Here is a 14,630-nt window from a genome sequence, read left to right as displayed (position 1 = left end):
GAGCAGGACGATGACGCAGAACCCCAACAACCCCGCCGAACACCTGGCCAACCCCGGTCAGAACGTGGGAGCCACTGAGGCTGCTCCGAGGAGTACGGACGGGAAGTGGATGAGTGGCGGGAAACCGAACGGTTTGATGCTGGCTGGGGCCGGTTCTCTGTTGGCTGTGCTGGCGTTCCTCGGCGGTACCGCGGTCGGCCACGCTTGGGGCAGTTCGTCCGGTGGCGGAGCCCAGCAGGGCCAGTTCGGCGGTCCCGGCGGCGGAGGCTTCGGTCAGGGCCAGGGGCAAGGACAGGGCAACCAGCAAGGTCCGGGCACGCAGCAACAAAACCCGGGAACCCAGCAGGGCCAGGGCACACAGCAGGGCCAGGGTCAAGGCACTCAGCAGAACCAGGTCCCGGGTACGCAGAACTCCGGCACCCTGCCTGGTCAGAACACCGACGGGCAGTCGCAGACGACCTGAGCCACAGCCTCGCAGTACGGGTATGTAGACAGTAGCCCCGACCTCGTAGTACAGGTGCGCGGACAGTAACCGCCGCACCGCAATATCGGAACGCAGCGTGTCGGTTCACCCCAGGAAAGGTGAGCCGACGCGCTGTGGGCTGTTCACATGACTGTTTGATTGGGTAAGGATCTGGGGGTGGAATGGTCGAACATCACCTGGTTCCTCACCGCCCTGGGTGCCGTGGTTGTGTTGCTGACGCGCATCCGGCTCGGAGGTGCGAGTGCGGGCGAGAGCAATCGGGCGAGTGGCGTGGCCGGCTATTCCTCCGCCCTGTTGCGGATGCACACGACGGTCGGCGTGCTCACCTTGCTCGTCTGGATCGTCGCGCTCGTCACCACCCGCCGGGAGATCGCGTTCGGCGCGCTGGCCGGTTGGTGGCTGCTGGCAATCGTCGGATTGTTGCTGCTGGCCCGTTGGTTGCCGAGCGCCAGCAAGCACGCGAAGGGCGCGGCCGCCGACGCCTGGGGTTCCGGCGCCGGGCTGTCCCTGCTCGGACACGTCGGCATGCTGCTCGGCGTTTCCTACTTCACGTTCGTGACGTTCACCGAGCGCCTCTGGTAGTCAGTCCGGCTGGAAGCCCTTGAGGACGGCCGAGACAGCCCGCCGTACCGCGGACTCCCAGGCCCCGGGTGACATCGTCCGGCCGGCCCCGGCGACCCGGTCGTACATCAGGCCGTCGAGCATCGCCGCCACCGGCCAGGCGGCCTCTTCGGCGTCGGGGATGCCGATCGCGGACAGCATGCCGGCGAGGTTCTCGCGGAGTACGCGGCCGCCTTGGACGATCGAGTCGAGCAACTCCGGCTGACGGCGCGCCTCCAGCGACAGTTCGTAGCGGGCGAGTTGGTCGTCCGCCCGTTCGCGGACCAGGTGGATCACCATCCCGGCCAGCACTTCCTCGAGATCCGACGACGACGGGAGCGGCGGGGCTGACGGGGTCGCCGAGGTCGCCCGGGTCGACGGCGCCGCCGTACCGGGCCCGGTCGACGTACTGGCTTCGGCCGGGCCGGGTTGGGCGGCCAGATCGCGGGCGAGCATGCGGTCTACGCAGGCGGTGAGGAGGGCGTTGCGGGTGCGCAGGTAGTACGAGGTGGAACCCGGCGGCAGGCCCGCTTTGGCGTCGACGGCGCGGTGGGTCAGGCCGCGCAGACCGCGGGTGGCGACGAGGTGGATGGCGGCATCGGCGATCGCGGCCCGGCGGTCCTCGCCAAGCGGAACCTTGGGCGGAACCCCGGGCGGAACTTTGGTCGGCACGGGTTCACTCTACCCGACCATCCTCTACAGATGTAGAGTCACCGACCATGAGGACAGCGATCGTGGTGGGAGCGGGGATCGGCGGGGTGACGGCGGCCGTCGGGCTGCAGCGATGCGGGTGGCAGGTCACGGTGCTCGAACGGGCGGCCGAGCTCGGTGAGGTCGGGGCGGGGCTCTCGGTCTGGCCGTCCGCGGTGGCGGTGCTGGAGGAGCTGGGCGTGACCGGCGTGGAGAAGGCGGCGGTGCCCGCGGGCATGGCCGGGATGCGCCGGCCCGGTGGTCGATGGGTGGTGGAGGCCGCGGCGATCGGGGTCGAGATCCCGGTGATGATCCATCGGGCGCAACTGCATCGGCTGATCACCGACCAGTTCGGGCCGGGCGTCACCGTGCTGACCGGGATCACGGTCACCGGAATCACCCAGGACGCTGCCGGGGTCAGCGTTGCGGCGGGCGAAGAGTTGTTCCGGGCCGACCTGGTCGTCGCGGCGGACGGAATCCGGAGTGTGGTCCGGCGGACCCTCCACCCGTTGCACCCAGGACCCCGGTACGCCGGCTACACGGCGTACCGGGGTATCGCCGACGTCGACATCCGCGACGGGGGTGGGGAGACGTGGGGACGGGGTCGGCGGTTCGGGTTCGCGAAGCTGATCGACGGGCGGATCTACTGGTACGCCACGGCCAACCAGGACGCCGGTCTGGGCGGCGGGCACGAGGATGTGGTGAAGGCGTTCGGCGATTGGCACGACCCGATCCCGCGTCTGCTCGCCGGTACGCCGCCGGAGTCCGTGCTGCAGAACGACCTGTACGACCTGTCGCTTCCGCTGGTCCCGTTCGTCACCGGACGAATCGCCATGCTCGGTGACGCGGCGCATGCGATGACCCCGAACCTCGGTCGCGGCGCCTGCTCGGCCATCGAAGACGCCGGCGCCCTCGCCAGGCACCTCGAGAGCACCTCCGACCTGGCGACCGCGCTCAGCCAGTACGACGCCGAACGCCGACCCGTGACGGCCAAGCTCGTCAAGCAATCGCGCATGGTCGGGCGCGTCGGCCAGCTCGACAATCCCATGATGTGTGGGTTGCGGGACGGGATGCTCGGGGTCGGCGGCAAGGTGGCCGGGTTGCTCGCACGGCGGAAGCGGATGGAACAATCCCCGGTGTGACGACACCTCCGCAGGCGGCCGAGATCCCCGGTGCGAAGCACCTCCACTCCGGCAAGGTCCGGGACCTGTACGAGCTGGAGTCCGGCGACCTGCTGATGGTCGCGAGCGACCGGATGAGCGCGTTCGACTGGATCCTGGAGACGCCGATCCCGGACAAGGGCAAGGTGCTCACCGCGCTCAGCCTGTGGTGGTTCGAGCAGCTGGACGTGCCGAACCACATCGTGTCGACGGACGTCCCGGCCGAGGTCGCGGGCCGCGCGGTGGTGTGCGAGAAACTGGCGATGTTCCCGGTCGAGTGCGTCGCCCGCGGTTACCTGAGCGGCTCCGGACTGCTCGACTACAACGCGACCGGCGAGGTCTGCGGCATCCCGCTGCGCCCCGGCCTGGTCGAGGGCTCCCGGCTGGACGAGCCGATCTTCACGCCGGCGACCAAGGCCGACCTCGGCGAACACGACGAGAACGTCTCGTACGACGCGGTGGTGGCGGCCGTCGGCGCGGAGATCGCGGCGAAGCTGCGCGACCTGACCCTGGACATCTACACGCGGGCGCACGGGATCGCCGAGCCGACCGGGATCATCGTGGCCGACACGAAGTTCGAGTTCGGCGCCCGGCCCGACGGCACGATCGTGCTCGCCGACGAGGTGCTGACGCCTGACTCGAGCCGTTTCTGGCCCGCCGACCGATGGGAGCCGGGCAAGCAACAGCCGTCGTTCGACAAGCAGATCGTGCGGGACTGGCTGCAGTTCGAATCCGGCTGGGACCGTCATTCCGGCGAAGCCCCGCCGCCGATGTCCGACGAGGTGATCGAGCGCACCCGCTCGGCATACATCGACGCCTACGAACGCCTGACCGCCCGCAAGTTCACCCCCTGATCCGCCCACCCCCATCGCCGAATCTCGGAGGCTGACCTCCGAGATCGATGGTTGCCCCTTGACGATCTCGGTGGGAAACCATCAACCCCGGAGGTTAGCCTCTGAGATTTCGGCGGGGTCAGAACAGGCTGACGCCCAGGGCGAGGATGATGAAGCGGGCCAATCGGCCGATCAGGACGGACGCGCTGAAGGTGATGATGCCCATTCGGCTGGCGCCCGCGATCAGGGCGACGCCGTACAGGGGTGGGATGCCGACGGACGAGCTGAGCAGCGTGACCGGGATCCCCCAGCGGCGGTCGCTCAGGGCATCCAGCAGTCGCATGCTGACTTGGCGGTTCCACTGGACGAACCGCCCCCACCGGGTCTCCAGGTTGACCGGCTTCGGTTCCTTGGTCTTCTTCGCCCGGTACCCCGGCCGGTACCGGATCGCGTAGAACATCGCGACCTTGCCCAGCGTCTGCCCGACCGATACCCCGATCGCAGCTGTCAGTGGATCCAGGGCGCCCGAGACCCCAACACCCAGGACGTAAGCCTCGGCGTTCATCACTGGCACGATGGCGGAGCCCACCCCGAACCCCACCGCCAGTACCAGCTGCCAGACCCACATGTCCGAAGGCTACGGGGCGCATCGGCCCGGGGCAGTGAACAAAGTCCCACCCCAGGAAGAAACCCGGGGCCCCTCAACCCCGGGCTTCAGCTCCCTTGACAACCGGCCGCAACCCTGGTGTCCCGTGTCGGAGCACTAGGCAGACCTGAGGTTCTGTGGATCGACCGCCTCGCGGACCTGCCCGCGGAGCAGGAAGGCAGCCGCGGCGGCCACCAGCCAGGCGACCAGTCCACCGGTGACCGCGCCGACCAGGACGACGACGAAGGCCCTGCCGCTGGAGGAGTATTCCGCCCGCAGCAGGATCGAGCTGTAAAGACCGCCTCCGATCAGCAGGCCGATCGTGATCGCCGGGGCGACGGTCGAGGTGAGTCGGCGGCGTACCGATCGCAGCAGCTGCGACTCGCCCACGCCGAAGACACTCAGTGCGGCCAGCTGCCGCCGCTGGTCCAGCAGGTCGTCAGCAGTTCCCGCCAGCAGCGCGACGCCGGCCGCCAGCGCCGCGAACAGCGCGAGCAGACCGACGAAAGCGAAACCGGTCAGATAGAACGGGTCGTCCTGGATCACGCCGCCGCTGGTGGCCTGGAGATCGACGGCCATAGCCATCACCACCCCGGCCACGCCCCCACAGAACACGAGCAGTGCCAGCATCCGGCCGACCGGGCGCGCGGTGTGGAGGAGCCGCGCACCGGCCAGCATCTTCAGCGGATCACCCGAGCGTCCCAGCCGCCGCCCGTGCCGCGCCACAGCGAGCGGCGCGAAGCCGGATGCCGCCAGGACCACTCCGGCCGTCTGGGCGAAGATGGTGACCAGGTTGAACACCATGCTGCTCAGCACTATCAGCGCCAGACCGACCAAGCCGATCACCAGGTACTTCGTCCGCCAGCCCGTCGCTGCCGGGTCGACCGTCGGCTCGGTGACCAGTCCCCGGCGCAGACTCCGCCCGGCGATCGCGGCGAGCACCGTGAGCAGGACGATGGCGACCGGCCAGGCCAGCAGATCCAGGTAGTTCGGCGCCGGGAGCACCCGAGCCTCCCCGGGGAGCGCCTGCACCGCGGCCGCCAGGACGAAGTACAAGGGGCCCGCAAGGATGCCGCCGGCGAGACCACCGAGCCCGGCGTCGACCGCTCCGACGAGCCGGACCTGGTTGGGTGTCGCCCCGGCCAGCCGGAGAGTGGTCAAGCGGCGGTCGCGGGCAGCGGTGCCGAGACGCAGGGCCTGAAAGGCAAGTGCACAAGCGGTGCCAGCCATCAGGACAGCAGCGACCACGACGCCCTGACGAAGACCCGGCTCGGCCAGGTAGCTGCTTTGCTCCCAGCCGTCGAGGTAGGTCGCGCTGTGGCGGGCCACGCGCTGACCGGCGAGCAGGAACGCACCGGCCAGTGCGACGGCTGAGACCAGCAGGGCCATCCGGCGGCGGTCGGTGGACGAGCGGGGGCGGGCCAGCTCGATCAGGGTCCGGAGGTTCATGAGAGGGACACCTCGTGCTGGATGACGCCGTCGCGGAGGCGAACCTCGCGATCGGCGTACGCGGCGACCAGATTGTCGTGCGTGACGATGACCAGGGCCGAGCCGCCGACGCGGGCCGAACTGAGCAGGAGCTCCATGATCTGTTCGCCCGCGTGGGTGTCGAGGCTGCCGGTCGGTTCGTCGGCGAACACGATCGCCGGTCCGGTGACCAGGGCGCGGGCAACAGCGGCGCGCTGGTTCTGGCCGCCGGACAACTCGCTCGGGGTGGCCGCGGCGTCGTCTGCCACCCCGACTCGCTCCAGCCAGCCGAGGGCGGCCCGACGAGCAGCCTCCCGTTCGTGCCCCTCCAGCAGCAGCGGCAGCGCGACGTTGTCCGTCAGCGACAGGTCCGGAACCAGTTGCCCGAACTGCAGTACTACGCCGGCCTGCGTCCGGCGTAGCCGCGTCCGGTCGGCCTCGGGGAGCTCGGCCAGGTTCTGCCCGACCAGGTGGACCGTGCCGGCCTGGGCGCGGAGGATTCCCGCGGCACAGTGCAGCAAGGTCGACTTGCCGCAGCCACTGGGACCGGTGACGGCCACCACCTCCCCGGGCCGCACCTGCAGGGAGACTCCGCGCAGAGCGACGTCACGGCGGTAGGCGTACTCCACCCGGATCAGCTCCAAGGCGAGCTCGGTCATCTACTGGTCTCCTTCTGTTCGGTGATCCGGTCCAGCGCGTTGTCCAGCCAGCGCAGGTCGGCGTCCAGGTGCAGGGCCATGTAGTCCCGCACCAGCCAGGACGACGAGTCGCTGTCTGATTCCACCGCCTTCAGCTCACGGATCCGGCGCAGGTGGCTCGAGCGCTGCCGGGCCAGGAACGCGCTCGCGTCCTCGCCGGTGCGGATCGTGGCGACCACCTTGCGGACCATCTCGTCGACGGCGCCGAGGGCGGGCTGGATCGGCTCGGCCAGCCAGTGGGCCAGGTGCTCGCGGCCCTGCGGGGTGAGCGCGTAGACGGTCCGCTCGGGACCCCCTTCGGAACCACGGTCGACCACCTCGACCAATCCGTCCCGCTCCAGCCGGGACAGGGTCGTGTAGACCTGCCCGAACGCGAGTGGCCGGCTGTCCGGGAACCACGCGTCGTGGCCGCGCTTCACGTCGTACCCGTGGGCCGGCCCGTTGTGGAGCAGTCCCAGAACGAGTTCAGCTGTTGCCATGGAGTGACTATACACGCGGTGTATGTACTGAGTGAATAGTCCGTGATGCGGCGTCCGGGCGCGGGGTCGGTAGGATTCAGGGCGTCAGCCGGATCGAAACCTGGAGTTGTCAGTGGCTCGCGTTGTCGTCGATGTCATGCTCAAGCCCGAGATCCTCGACCCGCAGGGCAAGGCGGTGCACGGCGCGTTCGGCCGGCTCGGCTTCGACGGCGTGGCCGATGTGCGTCAGGGCAAGCGGTTCGAGATCACCCTGGACGGTGAGGCGACCGAGGAGAAGGTCGCGGAGATCCGCAAGGCGGCGGACACGCTGCTGGCCAACCCGGTGATCGAGGACTACACCCTGCACGTCGAGGCGGACCAGTGAAGATCGGCGTCGTCACCTTCCCGGGCTCGCTCGACGACGTCGACGCCCGGCGCGCGGCCACGGTCGCGGGTGCCGAGGCGGTCGCGCTCTGGCACGGCGACGCGGACCTGCACGGCGTCGACGCGGTGGTCCTGCCGGGCGGATTCTCGTACGGCGACTACCTGCGGGCCGGCGCGATCTCCCGGTTCGCCCCGGTGATGGAGACCATCATCAAGAAGGCCGGCGAGGGCCTCCCGGTGCTCGGCATCTGCAACGGCTTCCAGGTGCTCTGCGAGTCGCACCTGCTGCCCGGCGCGCTGATCAAGAACCACCACCGCAAGTTCATCTGCAAGGACCAGCCGCTCCGGATCGAGAACAACCGGACCGCCTGGACCAGCGACTACGACGCGAACCACGAGATCACCATCGTGCTGAAGAACCAGGACGGTTCGTACGTGGCGGACGAGGCCACCCTGGACCGGCTCGAGGGCGAGGGTCTGGTCGTCGCCCGTTACCTGGACGAGAACCCGAACGGCTCCTACCGGGACATCGCCGGGATCACCAACGCGCGCGGGAACGTGGTCGGCCTGATGCCGCACCCCGAGCACTGCGTCGAGACCCTGACGGGTCCGAGTACGGACGGACTGGGCTTCTTCACCTCGGTGCTGAAGGCCGTCGTCGCCTCCTGATGAACCACCCGGTGCGCCCGTCGGCAGCGGTTCTCCGGGCGCTGGCGGTGCTGATCGCGGGGTTGTGCGTGTTCGCGGCAGCCGGCGGTACGGCGTACGGGCAGGAACAGAAACTGCTGGCGAAGGTGGTCGTCATCGGCGTGCCCGGGCTGAGCTGGAACGACGTGAAGGCGTCGCCCGAGCTGACCGCGCTCGTCAACCAGTCGCATGTCGGTTCGATCACCGTGAAGACGGCCGGGCCGCACACGTGTCCGGTCGACGGCTGGCTCACCATCAGCGCCGGGACCCGTGCCTGGGGCAACGTTCCTGATCAGTCCTGTGGTGACCTGCCCGGGCTGGTCGACGGCAAGGTGCAGGACTGGCAGACCTACGTCGATCGCCAGGCCGAACACCACACCGGCGCACCACTCGGCCGGCTCGCCGAGAGCCGCGAACGAGGCGCGCCGATCTGTGGATTCGGTCCGGGTGCGGCGATCGCGCTGGCCCGCACCGACGGCACGGTCGGGAACTGGCAGCCCGAGTTCGACCAGGTCAAGCTCGCGAGCACGGCCTGTGGCGATGCGATCGTCGATGCCGGCGCGCTCCCGCTCCGTGAGGGCCGCGACGAAGCCCGCAAACGAGTCGCGGACCTGGTCGCGCAAGTCCGCGCGGCCGACGGCTGGGTCCTGCTCGTCGGGATCAGCCAGGTGGAGGCAAACGCGCACCAGGAACCGCTCGTCGCGATGCAGCTCCCGCCGGACAACGGCCCGCGCTGGCTGACCAGTGACTCCACCCGCCGGCCCGGTCTGATCCAGCTGACCGACGTGACCGCGACGATCCTCCGTGGCGAGGCCAAGCCGATCGACCCGGCCGGATCCGAGCAGGCCGGTCCGCTCGACGGCAACGAGATCCACTTCACCGGCGATCTGCACACCGATGCGGCCACGGTGATCGAGGACCGGCTGGACACCAATCAGCGGTTCGAGCAGCCGCGGCCGATGTTGGTCGCGGTCGCGATGACGTTGCTGGTGGCGCAACTCGCCGCCCTCGCCTGGTTCGTGATCACGCGCAGCCAGCGGTCCCGCAGTACGTTCGTCTTCACCCTGTTGTCGCAGGGCGGCTTCTTCATCGCGGTTTTCTTGTCCACGGCAACGAGTTGGTGGCGCTGGCCGGAACCGGGTTTCTCCTTGTACTGCGTGGTGTTGGCGATCAGCGCGTTGTTCGCCGGGGTCTCCCGTGCCGTACTCCGGGAGCACGCGTACCTGGGGATCCTTGGGGCGGCGTACGGGCTGCTCCTGGTCGACGGGGTGCTCGGGACGCCGCTGCAGTTCGGCAGCATGTTCACCGACGGGCCGGTGATCGGCGGCAGGTTCTACGGCTTCGGGAACTCGACCTTCGCGACCCTGGCGGTCGCCGCCCTCGTCCTCGCGGGCTGGGCCGCGCAGAAGCTGATCGACCGCAGCCGGGTCCAGGCGGCCCTTGCGGTGCTCGCGATCGGCGGCGCGGCGATCATCGTGGACGGCAAGCCCGGTTGGGGGACCGACTTCGGCGGCATCGTCGCGCTGACCCCCGCGGTACTGCTGCTGGCGTGGCTGACCTGGCGCGGCGGCATCTCCTGGAAGGCGTTGCTCGGCATCTGCGCGGCCGGTGCGGTCGCGGTGTCGGGCGTGGCTTTCCTCGACTACCTGCGGCCCGAGGATGAGCGCAGCCACTTCGGCACCTTCGTGGCCCGCCTGCTCGACGGTGACGTGAGCGACGTGCTGATCCGCAAGCTGCAGATGTCGCTCGGCTTCTACGACAGCCCCGCCGGCTGGGCGATGCTGGTCGGTGTGCTGCTCGCGATGCTGGCCACGATCCGGCCCGACAAGGTGCCGTCCGAGTCGTACCGCCGCTTCTACACCAGCCTGCCGATGATTCGCCCGACCCTGCTGGCCCTGTCCGCCTGCGGCCTGATCGGCATGCTCCTCAACGACGCCGGCGTCGCCCTCCCCGCGATCATGACCGGCCTCGCCCTGCCACTCCTCGTCGCGCACCTTGTGGATAACCGGACCCCTGCAACCCCACAAACCCGTACCTTGTCTGTGGAGGTGAGCGATGGCTGACGAGAGCAGCAGTATCGACCCGGACGTCTTGCGTGCCCTCGACGAGGAACGTGAGATCACGCCATTCACGATCGCGGAGCAGTACCACCGAGGTGAGCTGACCCGCGACGAGGTGATCCAGCAACTGATCGACTACGACTACCTGCCCCAGGACCGGATCCCCGACGACATGAGCGTCGACATCGCCATGTACATCGAGGGCTCCTGGGACGACATGGAACGCGCGCTGCGGCACGAGCTGATCGACGCGGAGATCTATCAGCTGGTCCTCGACGCGTTGCGCGAACGGGAGAGCTGGCCGCCGCCGACAGCCGGTTCATGAGCGACCAGCTGGACAATCGTCGCCAGCAGCTGGAGGCCTTGTCCGGCAAGGACGGGCCGCTGTCGTCGCGGAGCCCGCAGGCGTCTGTCCAGAATCGCGCATGGTTCGGCGACGACGGCCGCCCGACTCCTCAACGGGCTCTGCTGCACCAGCGCATCGTCGAGGAGTACCTGGCGGAGTCGCCCGATGTGCCGAGGAACAAGCAGGCGGTGGTCATCGTCGGCCCACCCGGTGCTGGGAAGTCGGGCGTCCGCGCGGACATCATGGCCGACACCCGGACGCGCCCGGAGCAGTGGCGTCACCTCGATCCGGACGCGTTTCGTGACCGGCTCCTGGACTCGATGAATCGGGACGGCAGCCTGTCGAAGGTCGTGCAACCGGAGGCCGCGCACCTGCAACCTTCTCCGAGGGAGTTGAGCAGCCAGCTCTTCGTCGAGTCGGCCAAGCTAAGCAATGCCGCTCAGAAGGACGCGGTCGCGCGGGGGGACAACTTGATGATCGAGGGGACCTACAGCGATCCAAAGCGGTTGGACGATCTGGTCAAGTCGCTGGAGAAGAAGGGGTATGACGTTCACATCGCGTCGGTGGAGGTTTCGCCGGCTGATGCGTTGGAGCGGACGCAGGAGCGGTATCGCGTGGATGCGCTGATGGCCGCCGAGCCGGGAGCTCAGGGGCAGGCGGCAATGGGTGGCCGGTTCGTGCCGGCGGAATCGCTGGCGACGCATTTCGACGAGCAGGGCAACGCGAGGGCGACGGCGGCGGCTCAGCAGGTCGCGGCCAATCGGTCGGCTGTGCAGTCTATTCGGCAGTACTCGGTGTCGGATGCCAACCAGCCGGCCAGGTTGGATTCGCTCTCCCAGCGGCTTGGCGGGATGGAGCCGATTGATGCACAGGCCTACCGCACGGCCCGAGCGGCAGGCATGATCCAGGCGCTACCGGCGTCCCCCAAGCCGGCTTCCACCGGCCCGGCGAACCAGCAGGCCGGGACGGGCGGACAACAGCAGCCGGGTCAGGGCCAGGGCAAGTCACAGGGCCAAGGACAGGGGGCCGGGCAGGGATCGGGGCAGAGCTCGGGACAGGGGAAGCGGCCGCAGCATCTCAACCGGCAGCAGGGCGGTCGGGGGGACCAGCGTGAGCGCTGAGACAATAGGCCCAGGTCAGACCGATTCAGTTCGAACGAGCACAGGAGCCGGATCCCAGGTGAGCCCCCGAACAACAGCTGACACCGTCAGTAACGCGACCAGTACGCCGGACGTCGAGCAGCCGTGGGCCGACCTGGGATTGAAGCCGGACGAGTACCAGCGGATCCGGGACATCCTGGACCGCCGGCCGACCAGCTGCGAGCTCGCGATGTATTCGGTGATGTGGAGCGAGCACTGCTCGTACAAGTCGTCCAAGGTGCACCTGAAGCGCTTCGGGGAGATCCCGCAGGAGACACCGGCCGGGAAGATGCTGGCCGGGATCGGTGAGAACGCCGGCGTGATCGACATCGGCGAGGGGTACGCGGTCACCTTCAAGGTCGAGTCGCACAACCACCCGTCGTACGTGGAGCCTTATCAGGGTGCGGCGACCGGGGTCGGCGGGATCGTCCGCGACATCCTCGCGATGGGCGCCCGCCCGGTCGCGGTGATGGACCCGCTGCGGTTCGGCCCGCTGGACGCGCCGGACACCAAGCGCGTGCTGCCCGGGATCGTGTCCGGCGTCGGCGGCTACGGCAACAGCCTCGGCCTGCCGAATGTGGGCGGCGAGGTCGTCTTCGACCCGACGTACCTGGGCAATCCGCTGGTCAACGCGCTCTGCGTCGGCGTCATGCGGCACGAGGACCTGCACCTGGCGAACGCGACCGGAGTCGGCAACCAGATCATCCTGTACGGCGCGAAGACGGGCGGCGACGGGATCGGTGGAGTCTCCGTGCTGGCGAGCGAGACGTTCGCCGAAGGGGGTCCGACCAAGCGGCCCGCTGTCCAGGTCGGCGACCCGTTCATGGAGAAGCTGCTGATCGAGTGCACACTCGAGTTGTTCGCGGCGCGGCTGGTCGAGGGGATCCAGGACCTCGGTGGGGCCGGGTTGTCCTGCGCGACCTCGGAGCTGGCCAGCGCGGGCGACGGCGGCATGTACGTGTCGCTCGACAAGGTGCCGCTGCGGGATGCGTCGCTGGCGCCCGAAGAGATCCTGATGAGCGAGTCGCAGGAGCGGATGATGGCGGTCGTCACGCCGGCGAACGTCGAGGCCTTCCTGAAGATCTGCGCCAAGTGGGACGTCCAGGCCGACGTGATCGGCGAGGTGACCGACACGGGCCGGCTGGAAATCGACTGGCACGGCGAGCGGGTGGTCGACGTACCGCCGCGGACGGTCGCGCATGAGGGTCCGGTCTACGAGCGCCCGCTCGCCCGGCCGGAGTGGCAGGACGAGCTGCAGGCGGACGGCGCCGAGAAGTTGCCGCGGGCAAGCACTGGTGAGCAGCTGCGGGACACGTTGCTGCGGTTGGTCGCGTCGCCGAACCTGTGCGACAAGTCCTGGGTGACGGACCAGTACGACCGGTACGTGCTCGGCAACTCGGTGCTCGCCCAGCCCGAGGACAGCGGGATGATCCGGGTCGACGAGACCAGCGGCCTCGGGGTCGCGGTGTCGACCGACTGCAACGGCCGGTTCGCCAAGCTCGACCCGTACACGGGGGCGAAGCTCGCGCTGGCCGAGTCGTACCGCAACGTCGCGACCACGGGCGCCCGGCCTGCCGCGGTGACGGACTGCCTGAACTTCGGCTCGCCCGAGGACCCGGCCGTGATGTGGCAGTTCGCCGAGGCGATCCGCGGTCTGGTGGACGGCTGCAAGGAACTCGGCATCCCGGTCACCGGCGGCAACGTGTCGTTCTACAACCAGACCGGCGAGACCCCGATCCTGCCGACCCCGGTGGTCGGCGTACTGGGTGTCATCGACGACGTGACCCGGCGGACCCCGATCGGTTTCACCGCCGAGATGGAAGGCCACCAGCTCTACCTGCTCGGCGAGACCGAGGAGGAGCTGTCCGGGTCCGAGTGGGCGCACGTGATCCACGGACACCTCGGCGGCCGCCCGCCGGCGGTCGACCTGGCGGCCGAGGCGCAGCTGGCCGACATCCTGATCAACGCGTCCCGCGACGGCCTGATCGACGCGGCCCACGACGTCAGCGACGGCGGCGTCGCCCAGACCCTGGTCGAGTCCGCCCTGCGTGGCGGAGTCGGTGCCCGCGTCTGGGCGCCGGACGGCCTCGACCCGTTCCTCTTCCTCTTCGCCGAATCGGCCGGCCGCGCGGTCGTCGCCGTACCGCGCACCGAGGAGGTCCGCTTCACCGACATGTGCACAGCCCGCCGCTTCCCGCACACCAAGATCGGCGTCATCACTGGCGACACCCTCGACGTCCAGGACCAGTTCGACCTCCCCCTCTCCGAACTCCGGACGGCGTGGACCTCGACCCTTCCGGCCGCCTTGGGCTGATCAGGACTTTGAGAACCGCCTGTACGCCGCGCCCCGGCGTACGGGCGGTTCTTCGTTTCCGGGGTGATTCCGGCGGTCTGGCACACTCGGAGGGAGGCTAGTGGGGAGCGGCGGATGGGTGACAGGGATCGGGGTCGTAGGCCGCGGGCTGAGGGTGAGCTGGCGAAGTTGGCTGGGATGGCGGCTGCGGCTGGGCAAGAGGCTCGGGTGCAGGCGGCTCGGCGGCGGATGTTGTCGGTGCGGTTGACCGATGAGGAGCGCCGGGTGAGCATCGATGAGCTGGCTGAGCAGTTTGCGGTTGGGCGGCTCGATGAAGCAGAGCTGCACCGCCGGGTCGATCTGGTCAACGAGGCGGTCACCCATGCAGATCTCCAGCCTGCGTTCGCGGGGTTGCCGTTGCCGCCGTTGTATGCGCAGGAGCCGCGTAAGGCGGGGCGGTGGCGGTGGGCCGCGTTCGTCGGGGCGGTGTGGATGGCGTTGCCGTTCGCGTTGACCGGGCTGGTGTTGCTGATCTTCGGGCGTGAGGTAGCCGCCGCGATCTTCGGGCTGCCGGCGCTCGCGTGGGTCTTCTTCACCTACCGCTGGGCCTCCCGCCCAAAGCGCGAACTCCGCCGCCGCCAGTAACCCCCATCCGCCGAGCTCCAGACCGTCGGCACTCGGACCC

At 69.2% G+C, this 14,630-nt stretch carries 16 protein-coding genes; 11 read left to right on the top strand and 5 right to left on the bottom strand.

From position 1 onward, the window contains the following. The first annotated feature begins 10 nt into the window (after positions 1–10). Positions 11–463 (top strand): hypothetical protein, encoded by a 453-nt coding sequence (locus tag EV643_RS01085; protein WP_133798021.1) that lies wholly within the window; start codon positions 11–13, stop codon positions 461–463. A 177-nt stretch (positions 464–640) separates the two neighbouring features. Further along, complete coding sequence (locus tag EV643_RS01080; RefSeq protein ID WP_133798020.1) at positions 641–1,066, top strand: hypothetical protein; 426 nt, start codon at positions 641–643, stop codon at positions 1,064–1,066. On the opposite strand, the gene EV643_RS01075 is transcribed toward EV643_RS01080, so the two are convergent. Continuing rightward, positions 1,067–1,756 (bottom strand): TetR/AcrR family transcriptional regulator, encoded by a 690-nt coding sequence (locus EV643_RS01075; protein WP_133798019.1) that lies wholly within the window; start codon positions 1,754–1,756, stop codon positions 1,067–1,069. It lies immediately after the preceding gene. Between the two features lie 47 nt (positions 1,757–1,803). Between EV643_RS01075 and EV643_RS01070 the strand changes: the two genes are divergently transcribed. Both EV643_RS01070 and EV643_RS01065 read left to right on the top strand, forming a co-directional pair. After that, positions 1,804–2,916: an FAD-dependent monooxygenase gene (locus EV643_RS01070; protein ID WP_133798018.1), complete on the top strand. Its 1,113-nt coding sequence runs from the start codon at positions 1,804–1,806 to the stop codon at positions 2,914–2,916. Beyond that, positions 2,913–3,788 carry a phosphoribosylaminoimidazolesuccinocarboxamide synthase gene (locus EV643_RS01065; RefSeq protein WP_133798017.1) on the top strand — a complete coding sequence of 292 codons (876 nt, stop codon included), beginning with the start codon at positions 2,913–2,915 and terminating at the stop codon, positions 3,786–3,788. Before EV643_RS01070 ends, EV643_RS01065 begins: the two co-directional genes overlap by 4 nt. 118 nt (positions 3,789–3,906) lie before the next feature. Here the strand turns inward: EV643_RS01065 and EV643_RS01060 are convergent, their stop codons facing one another. From EV643_RS01060 to EV643_RS01045, 4 genes are all read right to left on the bottom strand, one after another. Beyond that, complete coding sequence (locus EV643_RS01060) at positions 3,907–4,395, bottom strand: YqaA family protein (protein ID WP_133798016.1); 489 nt, start codon at positions 4,393–4,395, stop codon at positions 3,907–3,909. Between the two features lie 135 nt (positions 4,396–4,530). Beyond that, positions 4,531–5,862, bottom strand: coding sequence for an FtsX-like permease family protein (locus EV643_RS01055; protein WP_133798015.1), 1,332 nt, complete (start codon positions 5,860–5,862; stop codon positions 4,531–4,533). Continuing rightward, positions 5,859–6,539 (bottom strand): ABC transporter ATP-binding protein, encoded by a 681-nt coding sequence (locus EV643_RS01050; protein ID WP_133798014.1) that lies wholly within the window; start codon positions 6,537–6,539, stop codon positions 5,859–5,861. The genes EV643_RS01055 and EV643_RS01050 overlap by 4 nt, the downstream gene beginning before the upstream one ends. Next, on the bottom strand, positions 6,536–7,057 hold the full coding sequence (locus EV643_RS01045; RefSeq protein WP_133798013.1) for a PadR family transcriptional regulator: 522 nt from the start codon (positions 7,055–7,057) through the stop codon (positions 6,536–6,538). Before EV643_RS01045 ends, EV643_RS01050 begins: the two co-directional genes overlap by 4 nt. A 112-nt stretch (positions 7,058–7,169) precedes the next feature. Between EV643_RS01045 and purS the strand changes: the two genes are divergently transcribed. From purS to EV643_RS01010, 7 genes are all read left to right on the top strand, one after another. Beyond that, on the top strand, positions 7,170–7,421 hold the full coding sequence (gene purS / locus EV643_RS01040) for a phosphoribosylformylglycinamidine synthase subunit PurS (protein WP_133798012.1): 252 nt from the start codon (positions 7,170–7,172) through the stop codon (positions 7,419–7,421). After that, on the top strand, positions 7,418–8,089 hold the full coding sequence (gene purQ, locus EV643_RS01035; protein ID WP_133798011.1) for a phosphoribosylformylglycinamidine synthase subunit PurQ: 672 nt from the start codon (positions 7,418–7,420) through the stop codon (positions 8,087–8,089). Before purS ends, purQ begins: the two co-directional genes overlap by 4 nt. Next, complete coding sequence (locus tag EV643_RS01030; protein WP_238165269.1) at positions 8,089–10,170, top strand: hypothetical protein; 2,082 nt, start codon at positions 8,089–8,091, stop codon at positions 10,168–10,170. Before purQ ends, EV643_RS01030 begins: the two co-directional genes overlap by 1 nt. After that, the gene (locus EV643_RS01025) at positions 10,163–10,492 is read left to right on the top strand and encodes a hypothetical protein (protein WP_133798010.1); all 330 of its coding nucleotides are present in this window, start codon (positions 10,163–10,165) and stop codon (positions 10,490–10,492) included. The genes EV643_RS01030 and EV643_RS01025 overlap by 8 nt, the downstream gene beginning before the upstream one ends. Further along, positions 10,489–11,634, top strand: a complete 1,146-nt coding sequence (locus EV643_RS01020; RefSeq protein WP_133798009.1) for a zeta toxin family protein — start codon at positions 10,489–10,491, stop codon at positions 11,632–11,634. Before EV643_RS01025 ends, EV643_RS01020 begins: the two co-directional genes overlap by 4 nt. Positions 11,635–11,692: 58 nt before the next feature. Next, a complete protein-coding gene (purL, locus tag EV643_RS01015) occupies positions 11,693–13,966 on the top strand; it encodes a phosphoribosylformylglycinamidine synthase subunit PurL (protein WP_133798008.1) in 2,274 nt (757 codons plus the stop codon). Between the two features lie 114 nt (positions 13,967–14,080). Then, entirely contained in the window at positions 14,081–14,590 is a 510-nt protein-coding gene (locus tag EV643_RS01010; protein WP_133798007.1) for a DUF1707 SHOCT-like domain-containing protein, read from the top strand. The last annotated feature ends 40 nt before the right edge of the window (positions 14,591–14,630 follow it).

It is taken from the genome of Kribbella caucasensis (assembly GCF_004361855.1).
GTDB classification, from domain to species: domain Bacteria; phylum Actinomycetota; class Actinomycetes; order Propionibacteriales; family Kribbellaceae; genus Kribbella; species Kribbella caucasensis.
The sequence above is the reverse complement of the archived record's forward strand: the minus strand, read 5'-3'. Positions and strand labels throughout refer to the sequence as shown.

What these genes read in the sequence shown, in the direction of transcription:
- EV643_RS01085 (WP_133798021.1), top strand. Translation starts at nt 11, where the DNA reads ATGACGCAGAACCCCAACAACCCCGCCGAACACCTGGCCAACCCCGGT.
- EV643_RS01070 (WP_133798018.1), top strand. Translation starts at nt 1,804, where the DNA reads ATGAGGACAGCGATCGTGGTGGGAGCGGGGATCGGCGGGGTGACGGCG.
- EV643_RS01060 (WP_133798016.1), bottom strand. Translation starts at nt 4,395, where the DNA reads ATGTGGGTCTGGCAGCTGGTACTGGCGGTGGGGTTCGGGGTGGGCTCC.
- EV643_RS01055 (WP_133798015.1), bottom strand. Translation starts at nt 5,862, where the DNA reads ATGAACCTCCGGACCCTGATCGAGCTGGCCCGCCCCCGCTCGTCCACC.
- EV643_RS01050 (WP_133798014.1), bottom strand. Translation starts at nt 6,539, where the DNA reads ATGACCGAGCTCGCCTTGGAGCTGATCCGGGTGGAGTACGCCTACCGC.
- EV643_RS01045 (WP_133798013.1), bottom strand. Translation starts at nt 7,057, where the DNA reads ATGGCAACAGCTGAACTCGTTCTGGGACTGCTCCACAACGGGCCGGCC.
- EV643_RS01030 (WP_238165269.1), top strand. Translation starts at nt 8,089, where the DNA reads ATGAACCACCCGGTGCGCCCGTCGGCAGCGGTTCTCCGGGCGCTGGCG.
- EV643_RS01025 (WP_133798010.1), top strand. Translation starts at nt 10,163, where the DNA reads ATGGCTGACGAGAGCAGCAGTATCGACCCGGACGTCTTGCGTGCCCTC.
- EV643_RS01020 (WP_133798009.1), top strand. Translation starts at nt 10,489, where the DNA reads ATGAGCGACCAGCTGGACAATCGTCGCCAGCAGCTGGAGGCCTTGTCC.
- EV643_RS01010 (WP_133798007.1), top strand. Translation starts at nt 14,081, where the DNA reads ATGGGTGACAGGGATCGGGGTCGTAGGCCGCGGGCTGAGGGTGAGCTG.